21 protein-coding genes are annotated in these 20946 nt (G+C 62.0%); 15 read left to right on the top strand and 6 right to left on the bottom strand.

Annotation, left to right across the window (positions count from 1 at the left end; genetic code table 11):
- Window positions 1–15 precede the first annotated feature (15 nt).
- A complete protein-coding gene (locus tag ACXAED_RS07850; RefSeq protein WP_475048469.1) occupies window positions 16–339 on the bottom strand; it encodes an Hpt domain-containing protein in 324 nt (107 codons plus the stop codon).
- A 187-nt stretch (window positions 340–526) separates the two neighbouring features.
- Between ACXAED_RS07850 and ACXAED_RS07845 the strand changes: the two genes are divergently transcribed.
- Complete coding sequence (locus tag ACXAED_RS07845) at window positions 527–1780, top strand: PP2C family protein-serine/threonine phosphatase (RefSeq protein ID WP_475053049.1); 1254 nt, start codon at window positions 527–529, stop codon at window positions 1778–1780.
- A 79-nt stretch (window positions 1781–1859) separates the two neighbouring features.
- Here ACXAED_RS07845 and ACXAED_RS07840 read toward each other — a convergent pair whose 3' ends face one another.
- The gene (locus ACXAED_RS07840; RefSeq protein ID WP_475048468.1) at window positions 1860–2303 is read right to left on the bottom strand and encodes an NUDIX hydrolase; all 444 of its coding nucleotides are present in this window, start codon (window positions 2301–2303) and stop codon (window positions 1860–1862) included.
- 77 nt (window positions 2304–2380) lie between these two features.
- On the opposite strand from ACXAED_RS07840, the gene hslO reads away from it, so the two are divergent.
- The 8 genes from hslO (at window position 2381) to ACXAED_RS07800 (ending at window position 11719) form a co-directional block, all read left to right on the top strand.
- Complete coding sequence (gene hslO, locus ACXAED_RS07835; protein ID WP_475048467.1) at window positions 2381–3367, top strand: Hsp33 family molecular chaperone HslO; 987 nt, start codon at window positions 2381–2383, stop codon at window positions 3365–3367.
- The gene (locus ACXAED_RS07830) at window positions 3342–3968 is read left to right on the top strand and encodes a CoA pyrophosphatase (protein ID WP_475048465.1); all 627 of its coding nucleotides are present in this window, start codon (window positions 3342–3344) and stop codon (window positions 3966–3968) included. Before hslO ends, ACXAED_RS07830 begins: the two co-directional genes overlap by 26 nt.
- Window positions 3968–5119, top strand: coding sequence for a CCA tRNA nucleotidyltransferase (locus ACXAED_RS07825; RefSeq protein WP_475048463.1), 1152 nt, complete (start codon window positions 3968–3970; stop codon window positions 5117–5119). Before ACXAED_RS07830 ends, ACXAED_RS07825 begins: the two co-directional genes overlap by 1 nt.
- A 214-nt stretch (window positions 5120–5333) precedes the next feature.
- The gene (locus ACXAED_RS07820) at window positions 5334–7172 is read left to right on the top strand and encodes an ABC transporter ATP-binding protein (RefSeq protein ID WP_475048461.1); all 1839 of its coding nucleotides are present in this window, start codon (window positions 5334–5336) and stop codon (window positions 7170–7172) included.
- Window positions 7169–9013, top strand: coding sequence for an ABC transporter ATP-binding protein (locus ACXAED_RS07815; protein WP_475048459.1), 1845 nt, complete (start codon window positions 7169–7171; stop codon window positions 9011–9013). Before ACXAED_RS07820 ends, ACXAED_RS07815 begins: the two co-directional genes overlap by 4 nt.
- A gap of 54 nt (window positions 9014–9067) precedes the next feature.
- Complete coding sequence (locus tag ACXAED_RS07810; protein WP_475048456.1) at window positions 9068–10315, top strand: class I SAM-dependent RNA methyltransferase; 1248 nt, start codon at window positions 9068–9070, stop codon at window positions 10313–10315.
- Between the two features lie 19 nt (window positions 10316–10334).
- Window positions 10335–11126: an ion transporter gene (locus tag ACXAED_RS07805; RefSeq protein ID WP_475048454.1), complete on the top strand. Its 792-nt coding sequence runs from the start codon at window positions 10335–10337 to the stop codon at window positions 11124–11126.
- 65 nt (window positions 11127–11191) lie between these two features.
- Entirely contained in the window at window positions 11192–11719 is a 528-nt protein-coding gene (locus ACXAED_RS07800; protein WP_475048453.1) for a L,D-transpeptidase family protein, read from the top strand.
- Between the two features lie 105 nt (window positions 11720–11824).
- Here ACXAED_RS07800 and dalA read toward each other — a convergent pair whose 3' ends face one another.
- On the bottom strand, window positions 11825–12307 hold the full coding sequence (dalA, locus tag ACXAED_RS07795; RefSeq protein ID WP_475048450.1) for a divisome-associated lipoprotein DalA: 483 nt from the start codon (window positions 12305–12307) through the stop codon (window positions 11825–11827).
- Between the two features lie 170 nt (window positions 12308–12477).
- Between dalA and ACXAED_RS07790 the strand changes: the two genes are divergently transcribed.
- Together ACXAED_RS07790 and ACXAED_RS07785 are read left to right on the top strand one after the other, a co-directional pair.
- Window positions 12478–13095, top strand: a complete 618-nt coding sequence (locus ACXAED_RS07790) for a L,D-transpeptidase (protein WP_475048448.1) — start codon at window positions 12478–12480, stop codon at window positions 13093–13095.
- A gap of 138 nt (window positions 13096–13233) precedes the next feature.
- The gene (locus tag ACXAED_RS07785; RefSeq protein WP_024092111.1) at window positions 13234–13416 is read left to right on the top strand and encodes a hypothetical protein; all 183 of its coding nucleotides are present in this window, start codon (window positions 13234–13236) and stop codon (window positions 13414–13416) included.
- A 76-nt stretch (window positions 13417–13492) separates the two neighbouring features.
- Here ACXAED_RS07785 and ACXAED_RS07780 read toward each other — a convergent pair whose 3' ends face one another.
- The 3 genes from ACXAED_RS07780 to ACXAED_RS07770 all read right to left on the bottom strand — a co-directional run bounded on the left by ACXAED_RS07780 (window position 13493) and on the right by ACXAED_RS07770 (window position 18561).
- Window positions 13493–16501 carry an aminotransferase class III-fold pyridoxal phosphate-dependent enzyme gene (locus ACXAED_RS07780; RefSeq protein WP_475048445.1) on the bottom strand — a complete coding sequence of 1003 codons (3009 nt, stop codon included), beginning with the start codon at window positions 16499–16501 and terminating at the stop codon, window positions 13493–13495.
- Window positions 16502–16572: 71 nt separating this feature from the next.
- A complete protein-coding gene (gene hemH, locus ACXAED_RS07775) occupies window positions 16573–17634 on the bottom strand; it encodes a ferrochelatase (protein ID WP_475048442.1) in 1062 nt (353 codons plus the stop codon).
- A gap of 105 nt (window positions 17635–17739) precedes the next feature.
- Window positions 17740–18561: a methyltransferase domain-containing protein gene (locus ACXAED_RS07770; RefSeq protein ID WP_475048440.1), complete on the bottom strand. Its 822-nt coding sequence runs from the start codon at window positions 18559–18561 to the stop codon at window positions 17740–17742.
- Between the two features lie 13 nt (window positions 18562–18574).
- Between ACXAED_RS07770 and ACXAED_RS07765 the strand changes: the two genes are divergently transcribed.
- From ACXAED_RS07765 to ACXAED_RS07750, 4 genes are all read left to right on the top strand, one after another.
- Entirely contained in the window at window positions 18575–19303 is a 729-nt protein-coding gene (locus ACXAED_RS07765; protein ID WP_475048438.1) for a double zinc ribbon domain-containing protein, read from the top strand.
- 82 nt (window positions 19304–19385) lie between these two features.
- A complete protein-coding gene (gene grxC / locus ACXAED_RS07760; protein WP_475048435.1) occupies window positions 19386–19643 on the top strand; it encodes a glutaredoxin 3 in 258 nt (85 codons plus the stop codon).
- Between the two features lie 15 nt (window positions 19644–19658).
- Entirely contained in the window at window positions 19659–20489 is an 831-nt protein-coding gene (locus ACXAED_RS07755; RefSeq protein WP_475048433.1) for a carbon-nitrogen hydrolase family protein, read from the top strand.
- On the top strand, window positions 20489–20929 hold the full coding sequence (locus ACXAED_RS07750; protein WP_024092104.1) for a MarR family winged helix-turn-helix transcriptional regulator: 441 nt from the start codon (window positions 20489–20491) through the stop codon (window positions 20927–20929). Before ACXAED_RS07755 ends, ACXAED_RS07750 begins: the two co-directional genes overlap by 1 nt.
- Window positions 20930–20946 lie beyond the last annotated feature (17 nt).

The following is a 20946-nucleotide window of genomic DNA, read 5'->3' as shown; positions in this document are numbered from 1 at the left end:
GGTCCGTCGCAGGGATCAGAATTTTTCGGACATGCCTGTCAGGAAGGCAGACTTGGAAGCCTGAAATTCGGCAATGATGGCTGGGATGTCGACACCTTCTGCGCCACCCTGTGCGGATTTTCTCTCACCGTCCAGGCAGAGCGCAGAAAAATCCGCAAAGCCAAGGTTCAGCGCGCTGCCTTTCAGGAAATGCAGGTCCTGTTCCAGCTGCTTGCGGTCGCCGCCTCGCAGTTTTCCAATAACCTCTTCGACTTCTTCAAGAAAGATTTCAACAACTTCCTCGAAATCCTCTGCACCCACTTCTTCGCGCAGCTCGGTCACGCGCGGCCAGTCAATCATGTGTCTTGTCCCTACGATCAGTCGCCATGCGCGATTTCTTAAGTTGCTTGCAGTAAAGATATAGTGAAATAAAGGGGGAAGCTCAAATTTTAGGTTTCACCGCCTGTTAAATTTCTGGACCGATAGTATCACAAGACTGTCTGATTATGCCATTTGTGAGGTGCCTTCGGTGCTGCCAGAAAGTTCGATGGACAACGAGGACCACACTGTGGCCGGATCAATACGCCGTGTGCTGGTTGTCGATGACAGCCGCCTGCAGAGACGCATCCTTGTGGCCTCACTCAAGAAATGGGGGTTTGAGGTCGTCGAAGCCGAGAGCGGCGAGGCAGCGATGGAGATCTGCCAGGCGGAAACGCCGGATCTGATCCTTAGCGACTGGATGATGCCGGGCATGAACGGGCTGGAGTTCTGCCGCGCATTCCGGGCCCGCTCCAGCGAGGATTACGCCTATTTCATTCTGCTGACTTCCAAGAGCGAAAAGAACGAAGTTGCCGAGGGGCTTGACGCCGGCGCCGATGACTTCCTGACCAAACCGGTGAGCTCTGACGAGCTGCGTGCACGCATTTCCGCGGGCGAGCGGATCCTGCGGATGCAGCGGGAGCTGTCAGAGAAGAACCGGATCGTCTCTGAAACCCTGGGTGAGCTGCAGCGGGTGTATGATGCGATCGACAAGGACCTGATCCAGGCCCGCAAAATCCAGGAATCGCTGGTGCCGGAGCTGTCCAAAACCTTTGGCTCCTCTACTGTCAGCCTGCTGCTGAAACCCTGCGGGCACATCGGCGGGGACCTGGTTGGCATGTTCTCTCCGGGCGTGAACCGTATCGGCTTCTACTCCATCGACGTTTCCGGCCACGGCATCACCTCCGCGATGATGACGGCGCGGCTGGGCGGCTATCTGTCTTCCAACTACTTCGACCAGAATGTCGGGATGGAGAAGCGGTTCAACCGCTTTTATGCACTGCGCCAGCCGGAAGAGGTTGCCAGCCTGCTGAATGCCCGTCTGATCGCCGATACCGGTATCGAAGAATACTTCACCATGGCCTATTGCATTGCTGATCTGCGCAGCGGTGTCATCAAAATGGTGCAGGCCGGCCACCCGCACCCGCTGCTGCTGCGCAAGAGCGGCGAGATGGAATTTATCGGCAAAGGCGGCGTGCCGGTGGGTCTGGTGCCGGACATCGGCTACAGCCAGGAAGAATTCACAATGGAACGCGGCGACCGCCTGCTGCTTTTCTCCGACGGTTTCACCGAGGCTCGGCTGGAAGACGGTTCCATGCTGGAACCGGAGGGCCTGCTTGAGCTTGTGGAGAAATGCGGCTCTGACCAGAGCGGCAAGGAATTCCTGGACGACCTCTATTGGCACCTGACCCAGGTCATGAGCAAGGAACACGGGCTGGAGGATGACGTCTCAGCCACGTTGTTCGAATACCAGGGCCCCTGAACCTGACTCAGCGGCTGTCTAAAGATGTCCCGGCCGCGGCTGGGATTTTGTGCATTTGGGCGATAGGTTTGGACATATTTCACAGGCGTGCCGCCAACTGGGTGGCAAAATGGCGGTCGCCGGCGTTGCCAAGCCGAATGGCCGCCTCCTGCGGGTCAATCCACAGCGCTTCATGCCCCTTCTCCAACGGCGGACCGAGGCGGCGCAGCGGACGGGCCATGTAAATATGGCACAGCTTCTCGGCCCACAGGTCGTATTCCGGCATATAGGCAAAACGCCGGAATACCCCCACCTTCCGCGGTGCAGAGATTTTCCAGCCGGTTTCTTCATAAACCTCGCGGTGCAGCGCAGGGATCGGCAATTCGCCAGGATCGATACCGCCGCCCGGCAGCTGCAAATCGGGGTGCGGGTCATACTGGCAAGTGATCAGCAGCTTACCGTCGCGCGGCAAGAGCGCATAAGCTCCAGGCCGAATCCGGTAGCGCTGGCCCTTTTGCGGGGTGTCGCCAAAACGTCTGATCACGGGCCGGCCCCTTCACTCCAGTATCAATTCTCCTATATAGCCCCGGTATGCCAATCCCCGGCGCATAAGGAAACCCCATGACCATTGGTTCGAAAATCGCGTGGGACGACACCGTCCTGCCCTTCCAGCTTGATGCATCCGACATGCGCGGCCGCGTGGCGCGGCTGGACGGCGTGCTGGATGGTATTCTGAAACAGCATGACTATCCGCCAGTGGTTGAGGCGCTGGTCGCCGAGATGGCGCTGCTGACGGCGCTGATCGGCCAGACCATCTCGCTGCGCTGGAAACTCTCGCTTCAGGTGCAGTCCAAAGGCGCGGTGCGGATGATTGCCACAGATTACTATGCGCCCCAGAAAGAGGGTGAAATCGGCCAGATCCGTGCCTATGCCAGCTTTGACCGCGACCGGCTGACCGATGGCGACCCGTTCGAACAGGTGGGCGAAGGGTATTTTGCGATCCTGATAGACCAGGGCAATGGCACCCAGCCCTACCAGGGCATCACCCCGCTGGCCCAAGGCTCGCTGAGCGCCTGCGCCGAAGCCTACTTTGCCCAATCGGAACAGCTGCCGACCATGTTCAAGCTGAGCTTTGGCAAATCGGCCGAACCTGGCGTGCCCGAGCACTGGCGCGCAGGCGGCGTGATGCTGCAGAGCATGCCCAAGGCGTCGCCCTTCGCGGCCCAGGGCGAAGGAACGGGTGACGTTCTGCAGGCTTCCGATCTGGTGACCGGGGACGAGGAAGAGAACTGGAACCGGGTCACCATGCTGCTGAATACGGTGGAAGACCTGGAACTGATCGGCCCGTCGGTCACGCCCACCGATCTGCTGGTCCGATTGTTTCACGAGGAACAACCGCGGGTCTATGACTTCCAGCCGGTGCGTTTCGGCTGCACCTGCTCGGAAGACCGCGTACGTCAAAGCCTGTCGATCTACTCCGCCAAGGACATCGAGAAGATGACCACGGATGAGGGCCGGGTGACCGCGGACTGCCAGTTCTGCGGCGCGCACTATGATCTGGACCCAGCGTCGCTGGGGTTTGATGCGGAAAACCCGCCCAGTGAGTGAGGCCGCGCAGGATCTCATCGGAACCATCACCGCCGCGCTGAAGCTTCAGGGCGGCGGTTCTTCCGATTTTGACCTCAACCCTGGCACGGTGCTGCCGGAGGGGCGCAAGCTGCGGGATGCCGGGGTGCTGGTGTCGGTCTCCATCGCGTCCGGTGCGCCGCGGCTGATCCTGACCAAACGGTCCTCGGCGCTCAAACACCATCCAGGCCAGATCGCCTTTCCCGGCGGCAAGGTGGATGAGGGCGACAAGGACGCTTGCGCCGCAGCGCTGCGCGAGGCCTGGGAGGAAATCGGCCTGCCGCAAGATCTGCCTGAGATCCTCGGCTGCCTTCCGGAGCATGAGACAGTGACTGGGTTCTCCGTGACCCCGGTGGTTGCGCTGATCCGGGAAGAGTTCGCTGCGCGCCCGGAAGCAGGGGAAGTGGCCGAAGTCTTTTCCGTGCCGCTAAGACACGTTCTGAATACGGAAAACTACATCATCGAATCGCGCCGTTGGCGCGGGACCCGCCGACGCTATTATACCGTACCCTATGGGCCCTATTACATTTGGGGCGCCACCGCGCGGATGTTGCGCGGTTTTGCGGCACGGATGGAAAGCTGATGCGGATTGACCAGCCCTGGCTGAAGAACAAGGCAACTCAGGCGGTATGCGAGGCTGTCACGGCGGATGGTGCGCAGGTGCTGTTTGTCGGCGGATGCGTGCGCAATTCACTGCTGTGCGAGCCTGTCTCCGATATGGATATCGCCACCGATGCGCGGCCGGAGCAAGTGATGGAGCTCGCCGCCCGCGCCGGCATCAAGGCGGTTCCGACCGGGATCGACCACGGCACTGTGACGCTGGTCAAAGACGGCATCCCGCATGAGATCACCACCTTCCGCAAGGATGTCGAGACCGACGGCCGCCGGGCTGTGGTCGCGTTTTCAACCGAAATCACTGAGGACGCCCGCCGCCGTGATTTCACCATGAACGCGATCTATGCGCGCCCGGACGGGGAAGTGGTCGATCCGCTGGGCGGCCTGGCGGATCTGACCAAGCGCCGGGTACGGTTCATCGGCACCGCGGAAAACCGCATCCGCGAAGATTACCTGCGCAGCTTGCGCTATTTCCGCTTTCACGCCTGGTACGGCGACCACTCAGAGGGCTTCGATCCGGATGCGCTGGCGGCGATTGCGGCCAACCTGGACGGTCTGGCATCACTCTCCAAGGAACGCGTCGGGGCAGAGCTGTTGAAGCTTCTGACCGCCCCCAATCCTGCGCCGTCGGTCGCAGAAATGCGGCAGGCCGGCGTCTTGGCTCAAATTCTGCCTGGCGCCGATGACCGCGCCCTGGCACCGCTGATTCATCTGGAGGCGGGGCGTCCGGCGTCCGGCATCCGTCGTCTCGCCGCGCTGGGCGGTGATGGTCTGCAGGAGGCCCTGCGGCTGAGCAAGGCTAAGACCTCACATCTGAAAGCAATCCGGGAAGCCGCGACTGGTACAGCGGGGGCAGGGGAGCTGGGATACCGGCTCGGTACGGAGAAAGCGCTGGATGCACTGCTTTTGCGCGCAGCGCTGCTGGAACAGCCGTTTCGCACTGATTTAGAGACTGAAATCGAGCTGGGCGCGGAAGCGGTTTTCCCGGTGAAAGCCCGCGATCTGTTGCCGGATCTGCAAGGGCCGGCGCTGGGCGCGGCGGTAAAAAAACTGGAAGCGGACTGGATCGCGTCCGGGTTCACGCTCAGCCGCGAAGAGCTGCTGAGCACTTTCCGCTGACAAGGGGTGTCAGCAGCGTCACAACCTTTGGGGGTGACAAAACGACAAATCTTGCGTACCCATGGGGCAGCCACCACATGACGGAGGAATGCTGATGTATTACGGGATCTGGTTTCTCTAACGCCTGAGACCTTTCCCCGTTTGACGTGGGAGCCTTGGGCTGCCCGCTGTCTTCATCTGTATTTCGATTTGCTCAAATGCCTGGAGCACCCGCATGTTTCGCTTTTTTGAAAACCTCATTGACCCTTATTGCGCCTACCCGGAAACCAACACGCCGCCGACGCGGCTGTGGCCGTTCCTGCGCGACTATTCCAAACCGTTCAAAAGCGTCTTCATTCTGACTGCGCTGATGTCGGTCGTGGTCGCCGGGATTGAAGTTGGGCTGATTTACTACATGGGCCGCATCGTCGACCTGATGTCGGGCACCCCGTCCGAGGTCTGGAAGGCGCATGGCACCGAGCTGATCCTGGTGGCCCTGTTCATCCTGCTGCTGCGTCCGGTGATCCAGCTGCTGGACGTTGCGCTGCTGAACAATGCCATCCTGCCGAACTATGGCACCCTGATCCGCTGGCGGGCGCACAAGCACGTGCTGCGCCAGTCAGTGGGCTGGTTCGAGAACGATTTTGCCGGGCGGATTGCCAACCGGATCATGCAAACCCCGCCCGCTGCGGGAGAGGTGGTCTTCCAGGTGTTTGACGCCATCACCTTCTCGCTGGCCTATTTGGTGGGCGCGGCTGTGCTGCTGTGGGTTGCCGATGTGCGTCTGATGCTGCCTCTGGCAGTCTGGTTTGTCCTCTACGCGCTTCTGGTGATGTGGACGGTTAAGCGGGTCGGCCCGGCCAGCCAGGCGTCGTCCGACGCGCGCTCCACCGTGACGGGGCGGGTGGTCGACAGCTACTCCAACATCCACTCGGTCAAGATGTTTGCCCATCACGACCGGGAGCTGACCTATGCCCGCGATGCGATCGAGAACACCCGCAAGACATTCCAGACGGAGATGCGCATCTTCACCATCATGGACGCCACGCTGGTTACGCTGAACGGTCTGCTGATCGTCGGCGTGGTCGGCTGGGCGGTGATGCTGTGGATGCAGGGCACGGCCTCGGTGGGCCTGGTGGCGGCCGCCACGGCGCTAACCCTGCGGCTCAACGCGATGACCGGCTGGATCATGTGGGCGCTGACCTCCTTCTTCCGCCAATTGGGGGTTGTGGCCGAGGGGATGGAGACCATTGCCCAGCCCATCGACCTGGTGGATGCCGCTAATGCGGAGCCGCTGCGGCTCACCAAGGGCGAGATCGAGCTGCGCTACCTCTCGCATCACTACGGGCGCGAGGCAGGCGGGCTCGACCGGATCAGCCTGACCATCCAGCCGGGGGAGAAGATCGGCCTGATCGGACGCTCTGGCGCTGGCAAGTCGACCTTGGTGAAGCTGCTCTTGCGGTTCTACGACGCCGAAAGCGGCCAGATCCTGATCGACGGCCAGGACATCCGGGCGGTGACACAGGACAGCCTGCGCAGCCGTATCGGCATGGTCCAGCAGGACAGCGCGCTGATGCACCGCTCGGTGCGGGACAACCTGCTGTACGGACGTCCGGATGCAACAGAGGAGCAGCTGATTGCCGCCGCCAAGCAGGCGCAGGCGCATGAGTTCATTCTGGATCTGGAGGACCCGCAGGGGCGCAAGGGGTATGACGCCCATGTGGGGGAGCGCGGGGTGAAACTGTCGGGCGGGCAGCGCCAGCGTGTGACCCTGGCTCGGGTGATCCTAAAGGATGCGCCGATCCTGGTGCTGGACGAGGCCACCTCGGCGCTGGACTCTGAAGTCGAGGCGGCGATTCAGGAAACCCTCTATGGCATGATGCAGGGCAAGACGGTGATCGCCATTGCACACCGGCTGTCCACCATCGCGCAGATGGACCGTATCCTGGTGATGGATCAGGGCCGTATAGTTGAAGAAGGCTCGCATGAGGCGCTCTTGCAGGCGCAGGGGCTTTATGCGCAGCTTTGGGCACGCCAGTCCGGCGGCTTCCTGAACATCGAGGCAGCAGAATGAACATCGGCAATCTGATCGACGCCTTCCGCCCGGCAGAGGGTCCGCCGCCGCAGCGTCTGGGGGCCTTCCTGCGCTGGTGCCTGGCCGGTGCCTGGCCGATGCTGCTGCTGGCGGCGGCCTTTTCGGCACTGGCCGGCGGGATGGAGGCGGGCACCGCTTTTATCCTGGGAATGGTCATCGACACCGCCATCGCCAGCGGGCCGGAGCAGTTTTTCTCGGCCGGCAATGTGGCGGTGATCACCTTGGCGCTGGGCTTCTTTCTGTTCGTGCGCCCGGTGCTTTTCGGCTTGTCTGCAGCCTCCAACGCCATCGTGGTGCAACCCAATGTGAACCCGCTTGTGCTGTCGCGGCTGAACCGCTGGACACTGGGCCAGTCGGTGCGGTTCTTTGATGATGATTTTGCTGGCCGGATCGCTCAGAAGCAGATGCAGACGGCAACCGCCGTTACCTCCGTGACCACTGAGATGATCAACGTGGTGGCCTTTGCTCTGGCGTCTCTTGCCGGCTCTTTGGCCTTGTTAGGGTCTATTGACTGGCGCATTACCGGTGTGTTTCTGGTGTGGCTGATCGCCTATTTCGCGCTGATCCGCTGGTTTCTGCCGCGCATCCGTAAACGGTCCGGCGCACGGGCCGGGGCGCGGTCGATGGTGACCGGGCAGGTTGTCGACTCGATCACCAACATCAAGACGGTCAAGCTGTTTGCCCATGCCGACCACGAGGAACGCACCGCTCAGGACGCCATGGTGCGATTCCGCGACAAGTCGCTGCATTTCGGCTACCTCTCCGCGAGTTTCCGCTTCTGCCTCATGTGCCTCGCAGGCGTTCTGCCGGTGCTGCTGATCGGCGCGACGCTGTTTCTGTGGCAGTCGGGCACGGCGACCGAAGGCGACATCGTGGCGGCCGGCGCGGTCTCGATCCGCATTGCCCAGATGACCGGATGGGTCAGCTTTACGCTGATGGCGATCTATTCCAACGTGGGCGAGATCGAGAACGGCATGAAGACCCTGTCGGTCCGCGACCGGGTTGAGGACAAGCCCGATGCTAAACCGCTGCAGGTCAGCGAGGGCGAGATCGTCTTTGACCAGGTGGAGTTTGCCTATGGCCGCGATGTCGGCGGGGTGCAGGGGATCGACCTGACCATTCATCCAGGCGAGAAGCTGGGCATTGTCGGCGCTTCAGGGGCGGGGAAGTCGACGCTCGTGTCGCTGCTGCTCAGGCTTTATGACGGAGAGAATGGCCAGATTCTGATTGACGGTCAGGATATTGCCACTGTCACTCAGAACTCTCTGCGCAGCCAGATCGGCATGGTCACCCAGGAAACAGCAATGTTCAACCGCTCGGCGCGGGAGAACATTCTATACGGGCGGCCGGATGCCACTGAGGAAGAGCTGATCGCGGCGGCACAGAAGGCCGAGGCGCATGAGTTCATCACCGAGCTGGAGGACGGCCAGGGCCGCACTGGCTATGACGCCTATCTTGGCGAGCGGGGTGTGAAACTGTCCGGTGGGCAGCGGCAGCGGATTGCGCTGGCGCGCGCCATTTTGAAGGATGCGCCCATTCTGGTGCTGGATGAGGCCACCTCGGCGCTGGATTCCGAGGTTGAGGCCGCGATCCAGGCGGCTCTGCACCGGGTGATGGAAGGCAAGACGGTACTGGCGATCGCTCACCGTTTGTCGACGCTCAGCGAGATGGACCGGATCATCGTGATGGAAAAGGGCCGGATCGCCGAAAGCGGCAGTCACGACGAATTGCTGGCCAAGGGCGGGCTCTACTCCCAGTTCTGGGCGCGGCAGTCGGGCGGTTTCATCTGCACAGATGAGGAACAGGCGGCTGCTGAATAACCTGACTGGCGCATTTTGCTTTTGCTGGTCCCTGTGCCGCGCTATTGAGCCGCCATGACTGACGCAGCCAGAACCACAGCAACGATCAGCCGGCTGGGCCATCAGGGTGATGGCGTGGCCGATGGCCCCTTGTTTGCCCCGCGCACGCTGCCGGGCGAGATTGTCAGCGGTATTGCCGAGGGCAACCGTCTGACCAGCATCCGTATCGAGACGCCTTCGGAACACCGGGTGCAGCCGCCCTGCCGCCATTACAAGTCCTGTGGCGGCTGCCAGCTGCAGCACGCCAGCGACAGTTTTGTGGCGGAGTGGAAGACGGAGGTGGTGCGCAATGCCCTGAGCTCGCAGGGGCTAGAGACGGATTTCCGCCCCATCCACACCTCGCCGGCCCGGTCCCGCCGCCGGGCGACGCTGGCAGTGCGGCGCACCAAGAAAGGCGCAATGGCCGGGTTTCACGGGCAGGCGTCGGACGTAATCACGGAAATTCCCGATTGTCAGCTGCTGGAACCCGCCTTGATGGCGGCAATTCCCGTGGCCGAGGCTCTGGCCCTGGCCGGGGCCAGCCGCAAAACGCCGCTGGCGGTCACGGTTACCACGTCGGAAGCGGGCCTCGACATGCTGGTCAAGAACGGCAAGCCGCTGGACGGCCCGTTGCGGATCGAGTTGGCGCAGCTGGCCGAGAAGCACCGGATTGCCCGGCTGACCTGGGACGACGAGCCGGTGGCGATGGAGCAGCCGCCGGTTCAACCCTTCGGCCCGGCCCTGGTCTGCCCGCCGCCGGGTGCCTTTCTGCAGGCCACGCGGGAGGGCGAGGCTGCCCTCCTGGCCGGTGTGCTGGAGATCACCAAAGGCGCCAAGCGGATCGTCGATCTGTTTGCCGGCTGCGGCACCTTTGCGCTGCCTTTGGCGCAGGCTGCCGAGGTGCACGCGGTGGAGGGCGAGCGCGAAATGGTGGCGGCACTGGATGCCGGCTGGCGCAAGGCCAAGGGGCTGAAGAAGGTCACCACTGAAACCCGCGACCTGTTCCGCAACCCGCTGCTGCCGGAGGATCTGAACCCCTTCGGGGCCGCTTTCGAAGCGGCGGTGATTGACCCGCCCCGGGCCGGTGCCGAAGCGCAGGTTGCGCAGCTGGCCAAGGCCCGCACGCCGGTGATCGCCTATGTTTCCTGCAACCCTGTGAGCTTTGCCCGCGATGCAAAGATTCTGGTTTCAGCAGGCTATAGCCTCGACTGGGTCCAGGCCGTTGACCAGTTCCGCTGGTCCGCCCATACCGAACTGGTTGCGCAGTTCACACTGAAAGACTGAAATGACGGATACCCGAGCGATGACACCAACCCAACGCCTGGCAGCCATTCTGGACAGTGACCTATTCGGCCGGTTCATCATTGCTGTCATCCTGGTCAATGCGGTGACACTGGGCCTGGAGACGTCGCCAACAGTCATGGCCAGGGCCGGCGGGCTGATCCATCTGATCGACAATATCTGCCTGTCGATCTTCGTGGTGGAGATCCTGGCCAAGCTATTTGTGAGACGGCTGCGGTTTTTCCTAAGCGGCTGGAGCGTGTTCGACTTTGTGATTGTCGGCATCGCGCTGGCACCGGGTGCCCAAGGGCTTTCGGTTCTGCGGGCGCTGCGCATCCTGCGGGTACTGCGGGTGATCTCGGTCGCACCGCGGCTGCGCCGGGTGGTTGAGGGATTCATCACCGCGCTGCCCGGCATGGGCTCGGTATTTCTGCTCATGGCGATCATCTTCTACATCGGCGCGGTGATCTCTACCAAGCTGTTCGGCCAGGATTTTCCGGAATGGTTCGGCGACCTGGGCCTCAGCGCTTATTCGCTGTTCCAGATCATGACGCTGGAAAGCTGGTCAATGGGCATCGTAAGGCCTGTGATGGAAGTGCACCCCTATGCCTGGGCCTTCTTCGTGCCCTTCATCATGGTCACCACATTTGCGGTGGTGAACCTGCTGGTCGGCCTGATTGTAAACTCGATGCAGGATGCGCACCACGAGGAGGAAGGCGAACGCACCGATGCCTACCGGGATGAAGTTCTAAGCCGTCTGGAGGCCATAGAGCAGAAAATTTCAGGTCTCTCAGAGCAAGACAGGAAAATGTGAATTTCCTTAAAGCCGGTTTCGCGGTATTGGCTGGTAAGAGGCAAACAAGAAAAACAGGCTTAACGATGGACAGAAGGGCATTCGGGTTCGGTGCTGCCGCAAGCCTTGCACTGGCAGGCTGCAGCAGGTCTGGCAGTGAGGCTAGCAGGTTTCAGTTCTACCAAGGCCCAACGGTAACTTCCGTTGTGATCAACAAAGGTGCTCGCAAAATGTACCTGCTGCACAACGAAGAGGTTCTGCGGGAATACGACGTCGATCTAGGCTTTGCCCCGCTGGGGCATAAGCAGTTCGAAGGTGACGGGAAAACCCCGGAAGGCACCTATGTTATCGACCGGCGGAATCCCAACAGCCGGTACCACCTGTCGGTAGGGATTTCCTATCCGAACACACGGGACCAAGCCAACGCGGCGGCTGCGGGCAAGCGCCCCGGCGGCGAGATATTCATCCATGGACAGCCGAAAGACCGCAAGGAGCGCAAGCGCGCGGCGCGGGTCAGCGATTGGACCGCGGGCTGTATCGCAGTGTCGAATGAAGAGATCGAAGAAATCTATGCCATGGTGCAGGACGGCACCACTATTGCCTTGAGGCCCTGAACAACAGGCAGCTGGAAGTTCTCCCGCGCCTGCAGATGCACCGGCGGGGCCGGCACCTCTGGGCAGCCTTGGGCGTGGCGCCGTGCTGACGCACGGCGCGCCGGCTCAGCTGCCCATTACCAGCGTCCACCAGATTTTTCCGTTCGGTTCCTGAAACCAGGAAAAGCCCATATTCGCGGCCTTCGGGTCCAAGATCACCGCGCGGGTTGCGGGCCGTTCCAGCCAGGCGGTCAGGGTCTGCTGCTCATTTTCATAAGTTTCCGAGATATTCTCGCCCAGCAGTTTGCCGGTGTATCCCGCCCGCGTGACCCGGTCGAGCGGCGACGAGCCGTCGGAGCCGAAATGCCAGGGCCGGTTCTGAACCGACATATCACGCGAATGGGTCGCCGCCGCGGCGGTCAACTCGGCGTTCAGTTGCACCGGTTGTGCACCCGCGGCCTGACGCAGCGCATTGACGGAATCGAGCATCCGGATCTGGACCTTGTCCGCATTGCGGATGCGGTAGCCGTTGCCGGAGTCCGTTGCGGGCGTACAGGCCGCCGCTGCGGTTATAATAGCAGCAGCCAAAAGCAGAAAAACACGCTTCATATTTCTCTCATGCTCCGTCAGTTGCCCTTGCACATATCCTTCCTGTGGCCCGGGTGCAAACGGAGCGGCAGAAATATGCGGACTTCAGCGACGGATTGGTTTGCGACTGCGGCTTTCCGGCCATAAACTGCCGCAACCCAGGATCCTGATTGCGCAAGTTGGAATGAGTCATGTCACGAATCCCATTTAATAACATCAGTAGACGGAACTTTCTTGCCGGCAGTGCTGCCCTGATTTCCTCTTCCGCCCTAGCGCAAGAAGACACCGGAGATACTCAGCAGGCGTACGATCCGCTACGGCCGCCGCCAGAGCCGGAGCCGCCGGTTCAGCGCAATATTTCCGCTTTCCGGGCCAAGACGTGGTCGCCGTATTTCGACAATTTGCGCAACGGCGCGATTCTTGTCGATATCGACAGCCGGGCGCTGCACTACTGGTCCGCGGATGGAGCCACCTATAAGCTGTTCCCTTCCTCGGTGCCGCTGTCAGACGATCTGACACGCCGCGGCCGCACCAGGGTGGTGCGCAAGGTTGAAGGGCCCAGCTGGTCGCCGACGCCGAACATGCGCAAACGCAATCCGGAATGGCCTGCATATGTCCCGCCGGGTCCGGATAACCCGCTTGGCACACATGCGCTGTACCTTAGCTGGAAGTATTACCGGATCCACGGAACCCACGACACGCGCAAAATCGGCCGCAAATCTTCCAATGGCTGCATCGGGCTTTACAATGAACACATCGCCGAGTTGTTCAGTCTGGCCAAAGTGGGCACACAGGTGTTGCTAATTTGACGCCACGGGAGCGGGCCCTAGCCTGTTAACTATAACAAGCAATTGCAATCGCGCGATTTTGCTGGTTAGAAAAAAATACGAGGTATGTCTTGGGTGCACGGATTCTAAATTTGTTCCGTGCAAATTCTGGAGGTTAACATGAAAAAACTCGTTATCGCTGCTGCGCTGACCGCTGCTGCTTCGACCGCTACCGCGGGCAACCTGTCCGAGCCGGTTGTTGAACCGCCGGTCATCGTTGAAGAAGCACAGGGCTCTTCCAGCGGCATCCTGCTGCCGCTGCTGCTGCTGGTCCTGGTTGGCGCAGCTGTTGCATCGAACTAATTTCGATACACGGTTACGGAAAAGGCGGTGGTTCTCCACCGCCTTTTTTGTTGCCTGAAGGCCGCTGCGGGAGCGGTCAGACCGCCGCCACCTCGCGCAGGATGCTGTCCAGAACATTGGTGATCATGTCTGCATCCTCCGGCTTTATCGTCAGGGGCGGACGGATCTTCAGGATATTATCCTTGGGGCCTTCGCTGCCGATCAGGATCCGGTGATCGCGCATCCGGTTTTTGACGTAGGAACAAATCTCAGTGGCCTCGGAGCCATCAGTATTGATCAGCTCCAACCCCAGAAACAGGCCCATACCGCGGACGTCGCCGACACAGGCGTACTTCAGTTCCATCGCTTTGAGACCAGCAATCAGCCTTGCTCCCACGACCCGGGCGTTGTTTTGAAGGCCTTCGTCTTCGACGATATCCAGCACCTCCTTGCCAATTCGGCAGGAAAGGGTCGAGCCGCCAAAGGTTGAAAAAAATTCGATCCCGTTGTCGAAACTTTCCGCAATTGCCTTGGTCGTCACCAGCACGCCCAGCGGGTGGCCGTTGCCGATGGGTTTGCCCATCACCACGATGTCCGGCACCGCGCCCTGGTGTTCAAAGCCGAAGTAGTAGTCGCCCAGGCGGCCGAGTCCGGTCTGCACCTCATCAGCGATGCAGACACCTCCAGCGGCGCGAATCTTTTCATAGACCGTAGGCAGGTAACCCTTGGGCGGGATGATCTGGCCTCCCACAGACGGGAAGGTTTCGGCAATGAACCCGGCAACGCCGTGGTCCTTCTCCTGCAGTCGGGCAATAGCCGGGTCGACGAGGTCTGCAAACTTCTGTGCCCGGTCCGGGTCGCCGCGCCGGTATGAGCCGCGGTAGTCATCGGCGACTTCCACCAGTTCCACCCAGTCCGCCTGCCCGACACCGCCGGGCTTGTTGAACTTGTAGGCAGAGATATCAATCGCGCCGGTGGTGTTGCCATGATAGCCATGATCAGGGGTCACCATGCCTTTGGCGCCGGTATGGGCACGGGCCAGGCGCAGGGCCAGCTCATTGGCCTCAGTGCCGGAGTTCACGAAGAAGCAGACCTCGAATTGATCGGGCAGTTTCGACAGCACCTTCTCCGCAAACGCGATCTGTGCCGGGTGTAAGTAACGAGTGTTTGAGTTCATCCGTTTGAGCTGATCCGCCGCCACCGCCTGAATGCGCGGGTGGGCGTGGCCGACGTGGGGGACGTTGTTGTAGGCGTCCAGATAGGGCCGGCCCCATTCGTCGAACAGGTGGTGCTTCCAGCCGCGCAGCAGCATCACCGGGTCTTTATAGGTCAGGCTGAGATTGCCTCCGAAATGCGCACGGCGGCTGGCCAGCACGTCGTCCTTGCTGGTCGGGTGATAGAAGACCTTTTCATCGGGCAGGTTCAGCAGCGCCGCGGGGTTCGGGCAGAGCGCACGCCACAGGTACATCTCATCGGGATCGCCAACACCGGGCCAGTCGGCCTCGATCCCCTCGGTGGTCAGGGCCAGTTGGAAATGCACATGCGGCGCCCAGCCGCCGTTTTGGCCGGGATCGCCCAAGCGGCAGAATTCCTGACCTTTCTCCACTGTTTCGCCGGGCTTCAGCCGGTCGAGGAACTCCGGGTCCAGATGGCCATAGAGCGTAAAGAACGGATCACCCTCCGGTGTCTCATGCCGCAGGATGATCACGCCGCCATAGTCCAGATGACCGTCGCGGTATTCGGCGGCAAAGACCTCACCGCGCAAGGGGGCAAACATCGGAGTGCCCGCCGGGGCAAAGGCGTCGACGGCCAGATGCACGGTGCGGCGGTTGCTGGCTTTCCACGGTCCCTTGCGGAACGCAGCGTCCGTATAGATCAGCCGCGGCTCGTGGTAGTAACCCAGCCAGATCCGGCCATTGTCCTCAAACTCCTCGCCGACCTTGGCGGCCTCCTCCAGCGGCATGTGGAACGGGTTTTGCGGCCATGTGGAGTCCTCGACCGACAGCGACCCCATTGGTGCGTTTGACAGGTCCTGCCCCATCAGCGGGGCGAAATTGCCGCGTTCCTGCTCGAGCCAGACCATCACCCGCTCGGCGCCGTCCACAACCGGCAGGCCGCAGGCGGCGCGCAACCGGGCCGCCAGCAATCCGCCGTGCAGCGTGTTGCCTTCCAGGAACCGACAGGCCGGTGCTTGTGAGATGGTGACATAGGGATCATCAGGGTTCTCCGCCGCCATCAGGGTGGAGTTCACCACGCTGACTGCCAGCCGCGCTCGCAGCAGCGGCCAGACCATGTCCACCTCGGCGGGCGTCAGCGGATAGGCCTCGTGATAGCCCGCCACCAACGCCGCAATCGCAGCCTCCGGCGCCGGATGGTCCAGCACGATATAGGCCGCGGCAATCGCCAGATCGCAGACCCTCGGCGCGGCGCACATATCCCCAAGGTCGATGAGGCCCGACACCCGGCGCAATTCGCTCAGTTCACCCGCCACCATGATGTTGTAATCATTGGCGTCGTTGTGGACTGCCTGCTTGGGCAGGGCCGCCAAAACAGGCTCTAACTTGGCAAAATCGGTGTAAATCTCTGCAAGAATTGCACGGCGTCCCGGATCTGTAACGCAAGCAAGCTGGTCTTCGATCCAGCCCGCGCGCATCAGGTCCCATTTGAAATCGCGCTCCAAACCTTCGTGCTGGAAATCCGCCAGTGCCTTGGCCGACCCGCCCAGAACCTGTCCAACCTCATGGATCAGTGCGTCGCTTTTCGGCTCAGCCTTGGCGTAGCAGCGACCGGGCAGCTGGTTCAGCAGCCAGACCAGACGGTCCTGGCCATCCTCATCGGGGAGTGTCAGCAGAGACTGCCCGTCAGCAGAGGCGATCACCCGCGGGCAGGGGAGATCCGGCTGACGCGCGGCGATGTGCTCAAACGCCTTCACCTGCATGTCGACCAGCCAGGTCTCGCAGCCGGGGCGCATCGCCTTGAGGATGTAGCCTTGGCCATCTGCGTCCCGCGCCCAGAAGTTAAGGTCGTACTCCCCATCAAGGCGGCTCAGCTCCGCCTTGATCCCCCAATGTTCTTCAAGGGCGGCGGCCCAATGCGCAAGCGTCATCCAAACTCTCCCCGGTCTGCCGGCGTGCCCGGCGATCCTATTTTGGATCCTATTTGGACCGGGATGGCGGTTTAGTCCAGCCAGCCTTGCAGGTTCTGTTCGATAACCCCGGCCAGTGCGGCGATATGGTCATCATCATCGTTGAGGCAGGGGATATAGAGAAAGTCCTCGCCGCCCGCGTGTTCAAAGCTCTCTCGGATTTCCTCATTGATCTCCTCCAGCGTCTCGATGCAGTCAGCGGAGAAGGCCGGCGCGATCACCGCGATGTTCTTCTTGCCCTCCTTGGCGAGCGTCGCGACGTGGTCCACGGTATAGGGTTTCAGCCATTCCTCGGGCCCGAACACCGACTGGAAGGTCGAGGTGATCTGGGTGTCGTCCCAGCCCAGCCGCTCCTTCAGCAGGCGCGTCGTTTTTTGGCACTGGCAATGATAGGGATCGCCCTGCATCAGATACCGTTTCGGCATGCCGTGGTAGGACACCACCAGGATATCCGGTCTCTTCTCTGCCTTGGCATAGGCCTCTTCCACCGACCGCGCCAACGCGTCGATATACGCGGGCTGATCGAAATAGGGCGCTATCGTGCGGGCGGCGGGCTGCCAGGCTTCTTCCATCAGGGCGCGGAAGAACTGGTCGTTGGCTGTGCCGGAGGTCGCGCCGGCATATTGCGGGTAGAGCGGCACAAACAGGATCTTCTGGCAGCCGGCCGCTACCATTTCCCGGACCTTGGACTTGGTCGATGGGTTGCCGTAGCGCATGCAGAAATCGACCATCACCTGATCGCCGTACCGCGCTTTCATCGCCTCGGCCATCTTGGCGGTCTGTTCCTTGGTGATAGTCATCAGCGGGCTTTCACCCTTGTCGTGGTTCCAGATCGACTTGTAGGCCGCGCCGGAGGAGAACGGGCGCTTGGTCAGGATGATCAGCTGCAGCAGCGGCTGCCATTTCCACGACGGGTAGTCGATCACCCGCTTGTCGGACAGGAACTCGTTCAGATACCGGCGCATCGGCCAATAGGAGTGATCGTCCGGCGTGCCAAGGTTGGCCAGCAGGATGCCGACCTTCTCCGCCGGGATCTTGGGGTGATCGGCAGGGGCGTGGGCAGGGCATTTGGCGGTCCGGGCGGCGTCCAGCATGGGCAGGTCCTGTGGGGCTGAGAATTCGATGGTTGGCGGCAAACTACTGTCTTTACGCGCAGAAGGCCAATTGGATCACATTGGCGCAGCCATAGCGGAAACTTATCAGGGCTTAAGCTTGGTTTCCGGCACTTTCAGCGCATCGGCGAGGCGTATCTGGGCAGAGCCGGGGCGCAGGGGTTTCTGCTGGCTGTCCGATGGCGACCAGCCGGTGAGGCAGACCAGCTCAAATGTCGCGGGCAGCCGGCCGTCTGCAGTGGCGAAATGCTCGCGGTAGATGTGGTCGGCCAGCTGGAACAAGGCGCGCGGTGCCGGGCGCTTCAGGCGCTGGGCGAGGGCGTTGGTCTCTCCCATGCCGCGCAGGTCGTGGATCAGGTGCGCCAGGTCGCGGTATTCTGCGGTCAGCGGCACCAGGTCGGCCACCGGCAGCGCAAAACCGGCCCGCTGCAGCAGCCCGCCCAGATCCCGGATCTCGCCCATCGGTGCGACCCGAGGCGACAGGCCGCCCATCACGACGGTCTCGGCCTCCGCCATGGCCGCGCGCAGCTCGTGCAGGGTCTGGCCGCCCAGCAGGATGACCAGCAGCAGCCCGTCTTCTTTCAAGGCGCGGCGGCATTGGATCAGCTGGCCGACCGGATCGTTGGCCCAATGCAGGCACATGGCATGGATCACCACATCATGCGCGCCTTCTTCGAGCGCCAGAACTTCCGCGTCTGCCACGATCTTCGCCGCAGGCTGAAACCCTTCCCAGACCTCCGGGAAGGGGCTCACCACAGCGGGCGCTGTAAAGGTTCTGTTAACCAGGCTCAGGCGATCCTCGGCCTCATCCCGCGCCATCTGGTGCAGGAACAGGGCATCCGTGCGCCGGCGGGCGCGGCGGGCCGCCAGGGCGCGGCGGTCGAAGAGTTGTGCGGGCGCTTGTGTCATGGAGGCTATTTAGATGCTGCTGGCCAGGATTCAAACCGCTGTTTCACTGATCTATCCAGCCCAATGCCTGGGCTGCGGCGGGCTGGTCGGCAGCGATTTTGGCCTGTGCGGCACATGCTGGTCAGGCATGCATTTCATCAGCGGCACGGTCTGCGAGGGCTGCGGCGCTCCGCTGCCGGGGGAGGCGGACGGCTTCCGTCTGGAATGCGACAGCTGCCTGCGCCATCCACGGCCCTGGAGCCAGGGGCGGTCTGCGCTGATCTACGAGGGGCAGGGGCGCAAACTTGTACTGGCCTTAAAGCACGGTGACCGGACGGAGATTGCAAAAACGGCCGCCGTTTGGCTTGAAAGCGCAGTGCTGCCAATGCTGGAGGACCGCCCGCTCCTCTGTCCGGTGCCGCTGCATTGGACCCGGCTGCTGAAGCGCAAGTACAATCAGTCGGCCCTGTTGGCGGAGGCGCTGGCGGAACGCACGGGTTTGGAGCACTGCCCGGACCTGCTGCGCCGCACCCGGCAGACGCCCGCGCTGGAGGGGAAGACGCGGGACCAGCGCTATCAGCTGCTGGGGTCTGCCATTGGGGCGCATCCGGGCAGGCTGGGCAGGATCAAGGGCCGCAGCGTGCTGATCGTGGATGACGTGATGACTTCTGGCGCTACCCTCAGCGCCTGCACTGATGCCTGCCTGCGGGCGGGAGCCGCCGAGGTGCGGGTGGCGGTGCTGGCCCGGGTCACGCAAGCGTGAGCCCGCCCGGCGGCCTCTGGCAATTGTTGCAATGAATCCCCAATTCCTCCACAACCTTCGAAACCAGAACATGGGGTCATGAATGAAATCGGTTGAAATCTACACCTCGCCTCTGTGCGGCTACTGCCATGCGGCCAAGCGGCTGCTGAACCAGAAGGGTGTGGCTTTTTCGGAAGTCAACGTGCTGGAAGAGCCGGAGCGCAAGGCGGAGATGATCCAGCGCGCCAACGGCGGCCGCACGGTGCCGCAGATCTTCATCGGCGAGACCCATGTCGGCGGCTGCGACGACCTTTATGCGCTGGAGCAGGCGGGCAAGCTTGACCCGCTGCTGGCGGCCTGAGCCCGGAGAGACACAATGCGCGCAGCTCTGCTTCAGATGACATCCACCGATATCCCGGCCGAAAACCTGGAAACGGTGAAAGCAATGATGGCGGAGGCTGTGCGCGGCGGGGCCGGTTTTGTGCTGACGCCCGAGGTCACAAATTGCCTATCGGGCAGCCGGACGCATCAGAATGGTGTCCTGTGCCACGAGGAGGACGACCCGACCCTGGCCGCCCTGCGTGAAGAAGCTGCCAAACATGGTATCTGGCTGCTGCTGGGCTCGCTGGGGATCAAGACCCACGACGACGATGGCCGCTTCGCCAACCGGCAGTTTTTGATCAGTCCGCAGGGGGAAATCACCGCACGCTACGACAAGATCCACATGTTCGATGTGGAGGTCACGCCCGAGGAGACCTATCGCGAATCCGACGGCTACCGTCCGGGGACCAAAGCCGTCGTTGCGCAAACACCCTTCGCCAGCATTGGCATGACCATCTGCTACGACGTACGCTTTCCGCATCTGCACCGGGCGCTGGCCAAGGGCGGGGCGCAGATCCTGACCGTGCCGGCGGCGTTCTCCTATGTGACCGGCGAGGCGCATTGGCACTCGCTTTTGCGCGCCCGAGCGATCGAGACCGGCTGTTTCGTGCTGGCACCGGCGCAGACCGGCAAGCACCCGGCCTCCCGCGGGCCCAGCCGCAAGACCTATGGCCATTCCCTGGCTGTCGCCCCATGGGGCGAGGTGCTCGCGGATGCAGGTCAGGAGCCGGGTGTGACTTACGTTGATCTCGACCTCGAAAAAGTGGCAGAAGCACGCAAGCGCGTGCCTTCCCTGACTCACGACCGGGAGTTTGACGGACCCTGATGGACGAGACCCATTCCCTGGCGGTATCGCTGTTCAGCGAGATACTCATGGCTGACCAGCTGGCCCGGTCACGCCTCAGCAAAGTGCTGCCCAAAGGGATGGAGTTGTCGCATTTTTCGGTGCTGAACCACCTGGCCCGCGCCGGGTTGGAGCGCTCGCCTGCACAATTGGCCAAGGCGTTTCACGTGACGCGCGGGGCAATGACCAACACGCTGAGCAAACTGGAAGTGGCGGGATATATACACGTCCGTCCCGATTGGGATGATGCGCGGCGCAAGATGGTGGCAATCAGCCCGGCGGGCAAACAGGCCCGTGATGCGGCTCTGGCCGGGATCATTCCGGTGATCTCCGAGGTGGTCGGTGAACTGGGCAGCGACCGGGTCCGGGCCACCCTGCCGATCCTGCGCGAGCTGCGCGGCAAGCTGGAAGAAAGCGGCTGAGCCGGCAGGTCCGGCAG

It is taken from the genome of Leisingera sp. ABM4_103, assembly GCF_056158685.1.
This window is presented reverse-complemented; position numbering and strand designations above follow the sequence as displayed.

Excerpts from the sequence above, each read along its gene's own strand:
- ACXAED_RS07850 (WP_475048469.1), bottom strand. The coding sequence starts at position 339 with ATGATTGACTGGCCGCGCGTGACCGAGCTGCGCGAAGAAGTGGGTGCA.
- ACXAED_RS07845 (WP_475053049.1), top strand. The coding sequence starts at position 527 with ATGGACAACGAGGACCACACTGTGGCCGGATCAATACGCCGTGTGCTG.
- hslO (WP_475048467.1), top strand. The coding sequence starts at position 2,381 with ATGACCATTGGTTCGAAAATCGCGTGGGACGACACCGTCCTGCCCTTC.
- ACXAED_RS07830 (WP_475048465.1), top strand. The coding sequence starts at position 3,342 with ATGCGGAAAACCCGCCCAGTGAGTGAGGCCGCGCAGGATCTCATCGGA.
- ACXAED_RS07825 (WP_475048463.1), top strand. The coding sequence starts at position 3,968 with ATGCGGATTGACCAGCCCTGGCTGAAGAACAAGGCAACTCAGGCGGTA.
- ACXAED_RS07820 (WP_475048461.1), top strand. The coding sequence starts at position 5,334 with ATGTTTCGCTTTTTTGAAAACCTCATTGACCCTTATTGCGCCTACCCG.
- ACXAED_RS07815 (WP_475048459.1), top strand. The coding sequence starts at position 7,169 with ATGAACATCGGCAATCTGATCGACGCCTTCCGCCCGGCAGAGGGTCCG.
- ACXAED_RS07810 (WP_475048456.1), top strand. The coding sequence starts at position 9,068 with ATGACTGACGCAGCCAGAACCACAGCAACGATCAGCCGGCTGGGCCAT.
- ACXAED_RS07805 (WP_475048454.1), top strand. The coding sequence starts at position 10,335 with ATGACACCAACCCAACGCCTGGCAGCCATTCTGGACAGTGACCTATTC.
- ACXAED_RS07800 (WP_475048453.1), top strand. The coding sequence starts at position 11,192 with ATGGACAGAAGGGCATTCGGGTTCGGTGCTGCCGCAAGCCTTGCACTG.
- dalA (WP_475048450.1), bottom strand. The coding sequence starts at position 12,307 with ATGAAGCGTGTTTTTCTGCTTTTGGCTGCTGCTATTATAACCGCAGCG.
- ACXAED_RS07790 (WP_475048448.1), top strand. The coding sequence starts at position 12,478 with ATGTCACGAATCCCATTTAATAACATCAGTAGACGGAACTTTCTTGCC.
- ACXAED_RS07785 (WP_024092111.1), top strand. The coding sequence starts at position 13,234 with ATGAAAAAACTCGTTATCGCTGCTGCGCTGACCGCTGCTGCTTCGACC.
- ACXAED_RS07780 (WP_475048445.1), bottom strand. The coding sequence starts at position 16,501 with ATGACGCTTGCGCATTGGGCCGCCGCCCTTGAAGAACATTGGGGGATC.
- hemH (WP_475048442.1), bottom strand. The coding sequence starts at position 17,634 with ATGCTGGACGCCGCCCGGACCGCCAAATGCCCTGCCCACGCCCCTGCC.
- ACXAED_RS07770 (WP_475048440.1), bottom strand. The coding sequence starts at position 18,561 with ATGACACAAGCGCCCGCACAACTCTTCGACCGCCGCGCCCTGGCGGCC.
- ACXAED_RS07765 (WP_475048438.1), top strand. The coding sequence starts at position 18,575 with ATGCTGCTGGCCAGGATTCAAACCGCTGTTTCACTGATCTATCCAGCC.
- grxC (WP_475048435.1), top strand. The coding sequence starts at position 19,386 with ATGAAATCGGTTGAAATCTACACCTCGCCTCTGTGCGGCTACTGCCAT.
- ACXAED_RS07755 (WP_475048433.1), top strand. The coding sequence starts at position 19,659 with ATGCGCGCAGCTCTGCTTCAGATGACATCCACCGATATCCCGGCCGAA.
- ACXAED_RS07750 (WP_024092104.1), top strand. The coding sequence starts at position 20,489 with ATGGACGAGACCCATTCCCTGGCGGTATCGCTGTTCAGCGAGATACTC.